The sequence below is a fragment of the Agaribacter marinus genome (assembly GCF_030160655.1).
GTDB classification, from domain to species: Bacteria; Pseudomonadota; Gammaproteobacteria; order Enterobacterales; family Alteromonadaceae; genus Glaciecola; species Glaciecola marina.
Genome location: NZ_BSOT01000005.1, coordinates 95,248 through 108,281 on the forward strand (window position 1 = coordinate 95,248; position 13,034 = coordinate 108,281).

13 protein-coding genes are annotated in these 13,034 nt (G+C 41.2%); 6 read left to right on the forward strand and 7 right to left on the reverse strand.

Annotated features, from left to right (window positions below):
- The first annotated feature begins 80 nt into the window (after positions 1-80).
- The 4 genes from dcd (at position 81) to QQK00_RS02110 (ending at position 2,783) form a co-directional block, all read left to right on the forward strand.
- The gene (dcd, locus tag QQK00_RS02095) at positions 81-671 is read left to right on the forward strand and encodes a dCTP deaminase (protein ID WP_284215827.1); all 591 of its coding nucleotides are present in this window, start codon (positions 81-83) and stop codon (positions 669-671) included.
- 25 nt (positions 672-696) lie between these two features.
- Positions 697-1,248, forward strand: a complete 552-nt coding sequence (locus QQK00_RS02100; RefSeq protein ID WP_284215828.1) for a histidine phosphatase family protein — start codon at positions 697-699, stop codon at positions 1,246-1,248.
- Between the two features lie 95 nt (positions 1,249-1,343).
- On the forward strand, positions 1,344-1,499 hold the full coding sequence (locus tag QQK00_RS02105; RefSeq protein ID WP_284215829.1) for a heme-binding protein: 156 nt from the start codon (positions 1,344-1,346) through the stop codon (positions 1,497-1,499).
- Positions 1,500-1,634: 135 nt separating this feature from the next.
- A complete protein-coding gene (locus QQK00_RS02110) occupies positions 1,635-2,783 on the forward strand; it encodes a serine hydrolase domain-containing protein (RefSeq protein WP_284215830.1) in 1,149 nt (382 codons plus the stop codon).
- A 79-nt stretch (positions 2,784-2,862) separates the two neighbouring features.
- On the opposite strand, the gene QQK00_RS02115 is transcribed toward QQK00_RS02110, so the two are convergent.
- Positions 2,863-4,227, reverse strand: coding sequence for an 8-oxoguanine deaminase (locus QQK00_RS02115; protein ID WP_284215831.1), 1,365 nt, complete (start codon positions 4,225-4,227; stop codon positions 2,863-2,865).
- A gap of 197 nt (positions 4,228-4,424) precedes the next feature.
- On the opposite strand from QQK00_RS02115, the gene QQK00_RS02120 reads away from it, so the two are divergent.
- Both QQK00_RS02120 and QQK00_RS02125 read left to right on the forward strand, forming a co-directional pair.
- Positions 4,425-5,444 carry a hypothetical protein gene (locus QQK00_RS02120; RefSeq protein WP_284215832.1) on the forward strand — a complete coding sequence of 340 codons (1,020 nt, stop codon included), beginning with the start codon at positions 4,425-4,427 and terminating at the stop codon, positions 5,442-5,444.
- Between the two features lie 96 nt (positions 5,445-5,540).
- Positions 5,541-6,422: a phytanoyl-CoA dioxygenase family protein gene (locus tag QQK00_RS02125; RefSeq protein WP_284215833.1), complete on the forward strand. Its 882-nt coding sequence runs from the start codon at positions 5,541-5,543 to the stop codon at positions 6,420-6,422.
- 39 nt (positions 6,423-6,461) lie between these two features.
- On the opposite strand, the gene QQK00_RS02130 is transcribed toward QQK00_RS02125, so the two are convergent.
- The 6 genes from QQK00_RS02130 to ybeY form a co-directional block, all read right to left on the reverse strand.
- Complete coding sequence (locus tag QQK00_RS02130) at positions 6,462-6,908, reverse strand: DUF3010 family protein (RefSeq protein ID WP_284215834.1); 447 nt, start codon at positions 6,906-6,908, stop codon at positions 6,462-6,464.
- A 62-nt stretch (positions 6,909-6,970) separates the two neighbouring features.
- On the reverse strand, positions 6,971-8,641 hold the full coding sequence (locus QQK00_RS02135; RefSeq protein ID WP_284215835.1) for a SulP family inorganic anion transporter: 1,671 nt from the start codon (positions 8,639-8,641) through the stop codon (positions 6,971-6,973).
- Positions 8,642-8,728: 87 nt separating this feature from the next.
- Positions 8,729-9,934 (reverse strand): Na+/H+ antiporter NhaA, encoded by a 1,206-nt coding sequence (nhaA, locus tag QQK00_RS02140; protein WP_284215836.1) that lies wholly within the window; start codon positions 9,932-9,934, stop codon positions 8,729-8,731.
- Between the two features lie 103 nt (positions 9,935-10,037).
- Positions 10,038-11,531, reverse strand: a complete 1,494-nt coding sequence (lnt, locus tag QQK00_RS02145; protein ID WP_284215837.1) for an apolipoprotein N-acyltransferase — start codon at positions 11,529-11,531, stop codon at positions 10,038-10,040.
- Positions 11,532-11,565: 34 nt separating this feature from the next.
- The gene (corC, locus tag QQK00_RS02150) at positions 11,566-12,426 is read right to left on the reverse strand and encodes a CNNM family magnesium/cobalt transport protein CorC (RefSeq protein WP_284215838.1); all 861 of its coding nucleotides are present in this window, start codon (positions 12,424-12,426) and stop codon (positions 11,566-11,568) included.
- A gap of 122 nt (positions 12,427-12,548) precedes the next feature.
- Entirely contained in the window at positions 12,549-13,034 is a 486-nt protein-coding gene (ybeY, locus tag QQK00_RS02155) for an rRNA maturation RNase YbeY (RefSeq protein WP_284215839.1), read from the reverse strand.

Genomic DNA, 13,034 nt, shown 5'->3' on the forward strand with positions numbered 1-13,034 from the left:
CAAACGTAATAGACTGTTGCAACCAGTGGTAGGTATCCGCATAATTCAACCAGCCAAGATTTAATAACAGAAGATGTAACATGCGTTTATGTGACAAGGACATTGTAAAATACCTAAAAGATGGACATATCGGGATTAAACCTGCGCCTAAGCTCGAAGAAGTAAGTGGTGTAACAGTTGATGTACGTTTGGGTAACAAATTTCGTGTGTTTCAGGATCATGCCGCGCCGTATATTGATTTGAGCGGTCCAAAGTTTGAGGTGCAAGCCGCCATGGACCGAGTAATGAGCGATGAAATAGACATTGCAGAAGGCGACGCGTTCTTTTTGCACCCGGGAGAATTGGCGTTGGCCGTGACTTACGAATCAGTTACCTTACCTGGTAATATTGTAGGCTGGTTAGATGGACGCTCTTCACTTGCCCGTTTGGGGTTAATGGTGCATGTTACTGCTCATCGAATTGACCCAGGTTGGTCTGGTAATATTGTATTGGAGTTTTTCAATTCCGGAAAACTGCCGTTGGCAATGCGACCAGGTATGAAAATTGGTGCTATCAGTTTTGAAGTGTTAAGTGACTATTGCGAAAAGCCTTACAATTCGCGTGTAGATGCAAAATATCGCAATCAAGATGGGGCTATCGCGAGCAGGATTAGCGGAGACAGTAAATCTTAGTTACGCGGGCAATTTATCTAAATATATGAAAATAGTGTTAGTGCGGCACGGGCGGCCTGAGAGGGCTGAAAATATCGTCGTAGACAGTGTTGGTTTCGCAAAATGGGTAAGGGCTTACGATAAGTCTTTGGTATCCAGTGAAAGTCGTCCATCTCAAGTACTTCGTGATAAGTTTAAAGATTTTTATATTGTGTCTAGCGACTTACCTCGTGCGATTCATAGTAGTTCTATTGCGTTAAATTTAAAGCCTCATCATCAGTCGCGTTTATTGCGTGAAATGGACATTCCACGATACAAGTTACCCTTTACTTTTAAGGCATTTACGTGGGTTTACATCAATCGACTGTTATGGATGCTAGGTAAGAAGGGCCCCTTTGAATCCTACGCTGAAGCACGCGCACGAGCCAAAAAAGCGGCGCATGAATTAGTGCAAACGGCTAAAGTAGAAGGGAAGGTGATTGTATTCGCTCATGGCTATTTAAACTTGCACATGAGGAAGTACTTGCGTAAGTCAGGTTTCGTGCAACGGTCTACGTCAAATGGGTATTGGGGGATTTCGGAGTTTGAAGCAAAGTAGCGTTATTCAATATTCAATATTCAATTTTTAGTATTAGCTGCACATAAACCTGTTCAGCTTGATTCAATTGAAAATTGGCCTGTGGGTTGTATGTTTTGCAGCAGACGACACACTCACGCTTTCGCAGGCGACACGCATTCAAGACGGGTGTATTGATCGGCGGTTTAGGTGTTTCCGGAGCGCCACCAGAAATTGACGTTAAGTGCGCAGAAGCAGGTTTAGCTAATTTGCACGCTAAACAAATAGATTGAATTGCTGGATGCCTACAATATTTGTTACATATAAAAATATGAACTAAATGCGAAAGTCATTAGACTAAAGCAAACCAAAGTGATTTCTGATTCGACTTATTTTGTAGTTATTCAGAGTTCCAAAGAGAAACCAACATGAAAAAGCTCATATTTCTTTTTCTTCTCACTGTTAGTGTTGCATTATTCTGGCTCATAGAGCCGTTTGCTTATAATCCATTTTATACACCGCATATACCCGTAATAGGCAGTGACGGTAACTTTGCATGTGAGCAAGATTCGGTTGGTCTCAATGAAAATGTAGAGGACCTACTGAACGGTCATATGGTCTCAAATGATTTCCTTGGTGTTAGCGCGGGTGTATTTAAGTCGGGGTGTGGCTCATATATTGCGTCTTCAGGCTATAGCGACAAGCGTAACGTAACTAAATTTACACCTGACACCGTGACTACGATTAGTTCAATCGCAAAGCCAATGACGGCCATTGCTATTATGCAGTTGCATGAAAATGGATTATTAAATTTAGATACGCCTGTGCAAGAATATTTACCTGACTTACCAAAAATGAGGTATCGCGTAACTGTGCGGCAAATATTACGTCAAAGCAATACTATGCCGGACAATGCTTTTGAGTCGGAGCCAATGTCGTTTTCGCATTTCGATCCCATCTCATCTGCAACAAACGCAATGCTTGACCGCGGATTAGTGAATGAGTATCGAGAGAATGCTGCATCGTGTATATATGATTTATCTATCTTAGTAAAAGTGATTGAGTCTGTGTCCAATAGCACATATTCAGACTATCTATCCCGCCATATATGGCAAACGGCTGGGATGGTAAATACGTCGTTAGAGTCTCGATATACAGGGGCAAATGAATCAAAACTCTATGTCAAAGCTGGCAGTTTGTTTTTGCGAAGCCCATACAAACACATTGCTGAGCGTAATGGCGCGTTTGATATCCGCTCGTCGGCAAATGACTTACTTAAGTTTGGTCAGGCGATTTTGAATTTTGAACTTTTATCCAAAGATACTCTAGAAAAAATGTTTGAGATAACCAGCAATTATGGGTATTACGATACTAATTTGCAGGAAAAAGGCTATTCGCTTTACAAAACTACCCAATTAGGCCGTGTGATCTCGCATGATTGGAATCAACCCGGTGCTGGCGCGTATTTTCAGGTGTTGCTGGATAAAGGTGTGGTGTCAGTCGCGATTACTAATGCGGTAGGTACTAAGGATGAAGCGTTAACGCTTTCTACCAATATTGGCAATTTAGTTATTTAAGCGCGTTTATAAAAATATATTTGTTTTCAAGCAAAAATGTTGAAACCATAGGTGCTGAATTAATTTTACACTATTGTAATCAAACCATGCGCTGGAGTTTTTGAGCGAGTTCAGCATGTTTAGCTTTAAGCTCTTCTTGATCAATACTTACGTGATGACCATTTTCAACCACCCATTTACCATTAATCATTAGCTTATCAGCGGTATGTGCACCACAGGTTACTAATGCGGCTATAAGATCGCCAGCGCCAGAAAATCGCAAGTCATCTATTGAAAATAAGGCGATATCAGCTTTTGCGCCTACATTAATTTCGCCCAAATCATGGCGTTTGAAAATCGCCGCAGACCCTTTTGTTGCATAGCGTAACACGCGTTCCGCTGTGATAAGTTCTGCCCCGTATCTTAAACGTTGCTGCAAAAGCGATTGGCGCGCTTCTTGTATCATATTCGAACAATCATTAGAGGCTGAACCGTCTACTGCTAATCCAACTCTACACCCAGCGTTTTCTAAATCAACCGTTGGACAAATCCCGGAAGCAAGCAACATATTAGAACTAGGGCAGTGTGCAATACCGACGTTTGCTTTACCTAGTCGAATCACTTCTTCTTGAGTAAAATGAATGCCATGGGCCAGCCACGTTCTGTCATTCAGCCAGCCGCAGTCTTCCAAATAGTCCAATGGCCGTATGCCATATTGACGTAAACAAAAGTTATTTTCATCTTCTGTTTCTGCAAGGTGTGTATGTAAAAGTACGTCGTTTTTTTCGGCTAAAATAGCGGTTTGTTTCATTAGTTCAGTCGATACTGAGAACGGTGAACATGGCGCTAACGCTATTTCTATCATGTCATCGCCATTGATCTTATGAAACTTATCAATCAAGCGTTGACTATCATACAATATCGTCTCGTCACTTTGTATCACACTATCGGGGGGCAAGCCTCCACTGCTTTCACCAAGGCTCATGGAACCCCGTGTTAAGGTCGCTCTGCATGATAACGCTTGAATGGCTTCTACCTGTATGTCGATAGCATTTTCTAAGCCTTTCGGAAAAACATAGTGGTGATCACCAACACATGTTGTGCCCGAGACAATTAATTCTAAACTAGCGAGTTGAGTGGCGTGATAAATCATCTCTTCATCAAGGTTTTTCCACACTTGATATAAGAACTTTAGCCACGGAAATAAAGGTTTGTTAATAGCGCCAGGTACGCACCGCGTAAGGGTTTGATAAAAATGATGGTGGGTATTTATTAATCCTGGACTAAGTACATAATTACTGCAATCAATGTAACTATCGTATGGCGTCTGGGGTTGTTGTCCGTCTGCAACTAATTCAACAATGTGTTGATCTTTAATGATGATGCCGTTGCCTGCATTTTGTGCGTTAGCGGTGAACGTTGCTGCGGGCGTTTTTAGCCAGAGGGCCTTGCTGGAAGTTGACAAAAGGTGTGCTCACTGTAATTTGTTGTAGTTTCGATTGTTGGCGTATCAAGCACTTGAATCTTATAACTTTTATAGCATTCGGTAAAGATTAACTGTTGTTGATTTTGTTGCATGAATTAGCTTTAAACACCTGATGTTTTCAATTAGGGTAGTGCGCATAGCGCATTTAAATTAAACAAGTAGAGTACAGTTGATAGATGAAATCTCTTAAATTTGGTATTTGTGAACCCGGTATTCGCCATAAAAGCTGTCATCCTCCTAAAAACATTGCTAGCCGCTTTAGGATGGTTCAAGACGCTGGTGTATTTGATTACATAGATGTTACACCGGCACCAAACGAGGTCAACGAATATGAAAAGTGTGCGCAACGCTTTGATATTCCGATACTAGCAGGTAGTCGGAATTACATTTTAGGCAAAGAAGAAAATGAACTGTTTGACAACCTACGTATTGGCGCGCATTTAGGCAGTGTTGTGCACAATACACAAGTGTTTATGGACCATGAAGATGGCCATTTAATTAGTAACGAAGAGGTCGCACAAATATATATTGAAGCCTATGATTTAGGACATAAAGTAGGTTGCATTCCTACATTTGAAATCCATGTAAATATGTGGTCAGAAAAGTTTTCAAGAGTATCCGAGGTTGCAGAACTTGTGCAAAAACAAGGTATTCCCTTTGGAATAACACTCGATCATAGCCACGTTATTTTTAAAATTGATAATCCAAGTGAATTGGCAGTGTTTGGGGTAGATAAAGAGGTTAAGAGTGGTGAGCTCGTTCTCGATCCATTTGCAGAAGATAACGTGTTCACACAATGGATAAATCAAGGTTTAGTCAAACATGCGCACGCGCGCTCTGTATCTCCCAATAACCCAAAGAATATCGTTGCTGCTCACCCAGATATCAATAAATTACGTTCATCATTGCACCCAAAATCTGTGCAAGGTAGAGGTATTCAATACCCTTTTAAACAACCAAACGCGGGTGAATGGCATGCGCCATGGCAAGAAAGTGATCTTGCACCATGGAAACAAGTTGTTCGCATGTTAATGACCTATCACGCCAACAACGATGAAAGTGAACTGCAAACAATATCAACAGAATTTATTCCTTTTACTGATTATGGAGAAGGCGCAGGTTATTCACTGCTCGAACAGAACGCGGCGTGTGCAGAATGGCTTAGGACAACGTGGCAACAGCTTTATAACCATTAGTGTAAATAATGTGTAATCTGTATTAAATTGAGGTGTTATATATGCTAATCTATTGTAATAATATTGAGGTTATTGTACGAAATAGGTAGTAAGTTCATGAATATCAAAGATTTAGCAGATTATCATCATCCTGTATCCAAATTGTTTGCTGAAGTTAAAGAACAGGTAGACTACGAACCTTTTGCATTGTCAAAGGAGCAAGTAGAGCATTTTGATGAGTATGGCTATGTCACGAATGTAAAAATTCTAGAAGAAGATCAAGTCGATGTGTTGCGTAAGGCCTTAGACGAAATACAAGATCCTGAGCATCCTGCTAGGGACTTATTCTATGAATTTCATGGAAATCATTCGACGAATCCAGATACGGTGCTGTTTCATTCCTTGGGGCACTGGCGAGTATCTGAGGCTTTTCATGATGCACTTTGGAATCCTGCATTTACTAAACCTGCCAGCCAGTTACTGGGCAACAAAGCCGTAAGATTTTGGCATGATCAGCTGTTTTGTAAGCCAGCAGGTCATGGCGGGGTAGTGGCTTGGCACCAAGATTATTCGTACTGGATTCGTACAGTACCAATGCAACACTTAACCTGCTGGATAGGGTTGGACGATGCGTCTACTGAAAATGGATGTTTGAACTATGTACCCAGTAGTCACCGTTGGGGCCTACTAAAGCGTTTAGAGTTAGGTGGTGAAATGGATGCGTTGTTTGAGCAGCTTGATGAAGCTTTGCAAGCTCAAATTAAGCCTGTACCTATGGAGCTAAAGAAAGGTCATGCTTGTTTTCATCATCCATTGATGGTGCATGGTTCATATGAAAACAAATCACAAAGAAGCCGTCGTGCGATGGTGCTTAATGTATTTGCGGATGGTACGAAAAGTGATACCGACGATATAATGCTACGCGGTACGGATATTCGTGTACCGAAAGGAAAAGCACTTGATACTAAGTACTTTCCTTTAATTTACCCAGCAAATTAACGATTTTTCGCGTGCAGAAGGCTATGTCAATCTTAAGATCTAGTCTTCTGTAGACGGGTATTTTTGCTGCATAAGAAATGCAAATGCGGTTTCGAAAGCATCTTGCTGAAATATTTTTAAACCTGTTTCAATAAATGGAATATGTACAGGATTACGTTTTAACATTGCTTTTTTGTCTGTCGGCGACAATAAAGTCACGTTTAGCGTATCAATCAACTGTATCGCGGCTTCTATTTTAAAGCCTGCGGCACCGCCAGCAAATTTTCCTTTGCTCGGGCGCTCTTTAATTACCACATTAGTAAATTTGTAATCTTCTAATAGTTTAGCGAATTCAGCCTGGAAAGCTTTTAGTGCTTTAGCTGTGCCTTCTTTGCCAAAGGTCAGTTTACGCGCGCGACATTCGGGTAAATGAAATACGTCATCTTCTAGCGTAAGCAGGCAAATAATTGCTTCACTTCCTTTGATTTCAATACCACAAACGTTCATAAGCATTCCTATTATTTTGTAATTTTATGGGGCGGAGTATACACAAATTAATCGTAAGCGCCTTATATATTCATTGCAAACGAATCGTTTGCTTGGATGCGGCGATTGGCAACTTCTAGTGCCTCTGTTCTCTCGTCAATAAAGTCAGCTTCTGAAAGCAAATTTTCAAAGCCCATGCGCATTAGTTTACGTTTTTTCTCATCGTTGTTTACCAACATGAGTATGTGTTTATCTAATTGTTTAGCATCTTTGATAAGGTTTTCGATGGTTAAGGCTATGGTGTCGTCAAGATACGATACGTCAGACAAATCAATAATTACGACAGCGTGTTCGCCCAATGAACCGATTTCTCGGGAAAGCGCTTTAGATACACCAAAAATCATTGTGCCACTTAGGTAAAAATACAAGACTCTACCTTTCGCTTTATTGAGCAATCTGCGCTGTTCTTTGTCTAGAGGTAAGCGTCCATCCACATCGCTAATAGCTTTAATATTCTTGGCTTGTGATGCGCTTAACTTTTCAATCGTGATGATATTGGCAATAAACACGCCAATGCCAACAGCAACCACTAAATCTACAAATACGGTAAGTATAAGGACGGCACACATGATTAAACTCGTTTGCTTTGACACTTTATGCGCGCGTTTGATAAAGCTCCAATCAAGAATATCAATCCCGACTTTTATGGCAATACCTGCAAGAACGGCGATTGGTATCATGGAAATTAGGTCAGAAGCGCCAAATACTGCGACAACTAATATGAGTACACGTGTTATACCCGAGAGAGCGGTTCTGGCGCCGGTTTGTATATTTACCACTGTTCCCATTGTTGCTCCCGCGCCAGGGAGGCCACCAAATAAGCCTGAAAACAAGTTGCCTATGCCTTGTCCAACGAGTTCTTTGTCAGATTTGTGTTCACTGCGGGTCAGGTTATCGGCAATAACAGACGTTAGCATCGAATCTATACAACCAAGCATTCCCAACACAATGCCGTCAAGGACCATTGTTTGCACTTGTTCTGATGTGAAGGTGGGTAAAACTAAGTTTGGTAAGGTCACATTAATCTCACCAATACGATTTATGTTAGCGTCACTAAATAAGAAGTATGCGATAAGAGATATTGCGACAAGCGCGATAAGTTGTGGTGGCACGTAGTGTTTTATTTTTCTTGGTGTAAAGAAGATAAGCAACAAGGTAGCAATTGCCATAAGTGCTTCAATGACATTTATACTCGCCAGTGTTTCAGGCAATGCAGCTATTGCTCCGGTCACGCCGCCAGAGGGTGGGGCTGCGCCGACTGCAGGGGCAAACTGCATAATAATCAATATGCAGCCGATGCCTGACATAAAACCAGAAATCACACTGTAGGGCATTAATGTAATGTACTTACCTAAACGCAGCACACCAAATATGATTTGTGTTACGCCAGCAATCATTACCACTGTAAACGCCATGGCAAGGCCTTTATCTGGATATTCAGCGACCATCGTAGTAATGACAGCAGCCATAATCACGGTCATTGGTCCTGTTGGCTCTGAGATAAGCGTCGGCGTACCGCCGAATAAGGCTGCAAAAAAACCAATAATAATAGCCCCATATAGTCCGGCTTCTGCACCAGCACCCGAGGCTACACCAAATGCTAATGCGAGTGGCAATGAGACAATAGCGGCTGTTACACCGCCCATCAAATCACCTTTCAAACTGTTGGTATTTATTAGATTGAATATGCGCAAATTACATCTCTCATCGTTAGTTTGTTAGCACTGACATAAACAGTATGCGTAAAAAAGGCGCTTAAATAGCGCCTTTTTTATCAGCGTCTATGTATGCTGAGGTGACGCCGCCGTCTCCTCCGGTTTAAATTTTCTCGCAGATTTAGATATCACAATACCGCCAAGAATTGCAGATAATATAGAGCCTGCTAGTACACCCACTTTGACACTGTTTAAGTAATCGACGCTCACGGTTTCAAACGCTAGGCTACCGATAAACAAGCTCATGGTGAAACCGATACCACATAAGATAGAGGCACCATAGAGCTGCTGGAAGGTAACGCCTTTTGGCAGCTTTGCAAACCCTGTTTTTACAGCCAAATAGCAAGCGCCAAATATGCCGATTTGTTTGCCAACAAATAGACCAAGCATCACACCAATAACAATAGGGTTGAATATTTGCTCAGTGGTTGTACCTACTAATGTTACACCGGCATTCGCAAAGGCAAATATAGGGAGAATTAAAAATGACACCCAGGGGTGAAGTTTATCTTCTAAGTGCCCTAACATTCGTTGGCCGCTTCTGTTTTTTCCATTTAACGGGATGAAAAGCGCCATTGCAAAACCTGCTAGTGTCGCGTGGACGCCGGATTTTAGCACAGCAGCCCAAATGACAACGCCGACCAGTATGTACATGCTGGTCGATTTTACTTGCAAACGATTAAATATAAATAATACGCATAGTCCAACTGCGCCGATAACCAATGAGGTCGTACTTAATTCAGCCGAGTAAAAGAGAGCAATAATAATAATTGCGCCAATATCATCGAATATTGCGACGGACAACAAAAATAGTTTTAGCGTGATGGGTAACATTCTTCCAAACAAGCTATAAACGCCAAGCGCGAATGCGATATCGGTCGCTGCTGGAATGGCCCAACCATTTATACCAACTGGCTCATCAATGTTAAACGCGACGTAAATAACAGCCGGTATTGCAATTCCTGCTATCGCACCGATAGCAGGGAGCATTATTTGTTCTTTTGATTGCAAGTGTCCTTCTAGGATCTCTCGTTTAACTTCAAGACCTACTAAAAAGAAGAATATCGCCATTAAACCGTCATTAACCCAAAGGAGCAGCGGCTTATTAATACTAAAGCCGCCAAACTGAATGGCAACAGGTGTTGAAAATAAATCGGTGTAGAAGATGTTTAAGGGGGTATTAGCCATTAACATGGCTAGAATCGCCGCAACAACTAGGAGGATCCCGCCAGCGGCATCATGTTTAAAAATTTGCTTAATATTGTCTACCATACGAGCTCCAATACATACTCAACATACTTTATATGTCGAGTCCAACCGAAAGAAAAGTCGAATAATTATTATATGTACATCGAATAATACGAAGAGCCTAAGTTTAAACTCCTATTTTAAGGGCAAATTTTCGTTTTAAAAGAAGCGCTAAGCCAAAGGCTATTAGGCTGAAAAGATAGCTGGGCAAATCACCAAATTTTTTATAGGGTGTGTGCCCCTTGGTTAAATACATTGATATTGAGAGTACATCATCATGAAACTGCGGTAGCTGTCCTACATTATTGCCTTTATGATCAAATGCTGCAGTGACACCTGTGTTAGTTGCTCTAATGACAGGCAAACCAAATTCAATCGCGCGCATTCGTGCAATCTCTAAATGTTGATGTGGGCCGTGAGAATTACCAAACCATGCGTCGTTACTGACAGTGATGATTACGTCTGACTCCTCGTTAATATTGGCTTTTACTTGTTGCGGAAATGCGATTTCGTAACAAATAGCAGGAACCAAGTTGTAACCATTCGCGACTAAGTTGTTTTGTATAAAGTCACCACGATTGAATGAAGACATCGGCAAATCAAATATTGGTGCGAGCGTGCGCATTATACCCTCGAAAGGGACAAATTCCCCGATTGGCAATAAGTGGTGTTTTGCAAAGCGGTTTTCATGCAAGTACTTATATGGCATTGAGTTAACGCCATTTTTATCGATACCAAGTGCTAGCAGATTATTATAGGCTTCTTTATTGAGGTAGTTATAATCTACTGAGCCAGTAATTAATGCAGTGCCCATTTGAGTAGCTTTTAGATCCAAGCTCTCAAGTGTTTCTGTGCCTAGGGGCAATGATTCGAGTACAGGAATTGCAGCCTCTGGCCAGACAATAATGTCATGTTGCCAAAAGGGCTCTGTTAGCCGTTTATATTTTTCGATAGTTGGGATATCTTGCTCTGGTCGCCAGCGAATTGATTGCTCAATGTTTCCTTGTACTAAGGCAATAGATACAGTGTCTTTTTTCGTCGTTATCCAATTGTGTTGCTGAGCTATCCAGGATGCACATATCAATATACTGCCGTAAATCAATGGTGCAGCAACGCGTTTTTGTGATAAAGCCACGGCGACAGCAGCGCAAAAACTAATCATTAGAGCACTAAGGCCGATTTCTCCAACAATAGGCAAGAGTCCGACTAAGGCGGTGTCCATTTGGCTGTAGCCAATAGAAAGCCACGGAAACCCTGTCAATAAGTGTGCTCTAATCCATTCGGTAACTAACCAAACGAAAGGCGCCGCTAGTGGCCACAGGCTAAATGAAAAAAATCGAGCTAACAACCACACTGAAATCGCGGGAAACAGTGCAAGGTAGCCGCAAAGCAGAAACATTAGGAATATTGAGCCAATAAGAGGTAAACCACCAAAGGTAGCAATACTGACGTGGACCCACGATATCCCGGCGCCAAAGTATCCTAAGCCAAAACACCAACCGGTCAGAAAAGGTGTTTTTGAATATCTATGGCATATGAACAACCAAGCGGGAAGGCATAAATAAATAAGATACCACTGACCATATGGGGCGAACGCAAATGTTAGTATCGCACCTAACAATACGACAATGGTATTGACAACAAACGTGTTCAGTCTATTTCTCCAATTCAGGAATATACACTTTAAGTTGCAATAGACGACGTTTGTCTGAGTTAGTTACTTCGAATTGAAAATTATCAATATCAATTTTTTCGCCTGTTTTTGGCATATGTCCAAATGCGCGTAATATAACACCGCCAATAGTATCTGATTCTTCTTCATTGTAACTTGTTTCGAAAAAGCGGTTAAAGTCATCAACAGGTGTTAATGCTTTTACTGAATAGGTAGATTTATTTAATGGGCGAATATTGTCGTTTTCATTTACTTCTTCATCATATTCATCTTCAATTTCGCCTACGATCAGCTCTAAGATATCTTCTATGGTCACCAATCCAGATACACCACCATATTCGTCCACTACAATTGCCATATGGTAACGCTGCTGTCTAAACTCTTTTAACAAGACGTCTACGCGTTTACTTTCGGGGACAATAATGGCTTCACGCAATAGTGACTTTAGTGAAAACTCTTTGTCTTGATTAAACGCATAGAAAAGTAGGTCTTTAGCGAGAAGGATGCCTTCAATGTGATCTTTGTCTTCGTTAATAACTGGAAAACGGGAGTGAGAAGACTGAATCATTATAGGAACAAAGTCATCAATGCTTTGTTCAACATCTATGGTTATCATTTGTGCGCGAGGGATCATAATATCCCTAACCCGCATTTCACTGACTTCCATGACGCCTTCGATCATTTCTTTGGTTTGTGGATCGATTAAGTCTCTCTGTTCTGCATCAGAAATGACTTCCGACAATTCTTCTTTATTTTGCGGCTCTGCTTTAAAATTGGTTAATATTTTATCGATCCAACCTTTGGTAGCAGCACCGTTACTAGAGTGGGGGTTATCTTCGCTCATTTCCTGTCACTGTCGTTTGTTATTACTGTTTTATTAAAACTGACGCTTGCGCGTATTCGTTATTTATATATAGACCTTAGGTAAGGTAAAATCAATGCAACTGCACGTACATGCACTCATAATTACTGAACCTTGTAAGGATCGTCAATACCTAGTTTATGTAATATCTCTATTTCTAGGCTTTCCATTTTTTCAGCTTCAAGGTCTTCAATATGGTCATATCCGAGTATATGCAATAGCCCATGTATGCACAAATGCATAAAATGTGCTTTTATGGTTTTGTTCTGTGCGTTTGCCTCACTGATTACAATGTCTACGCAAATAACAATATCACCAATGTATGACGATTCGACGAACTCGGGTAATTCTGAAGGAAAAGACAATACATTTGTCGGCTTGTCTTGTTGACGGTATTGGCTATTCAGTGACTGTGATTCTTGTGGGGTAACTAATCGGACAGTACATTCTGCTGTGTTGCTATGATTCAGATGAGAAAGCGCCACCTGATACCAAGTTTCAATGTCATTTATTGCAACATGACTGAAAAAAGGTGCCGTTTCATCTAGATCTTCTGCGACCTGAATATCTGCACCTAGCTCAATTTCCAT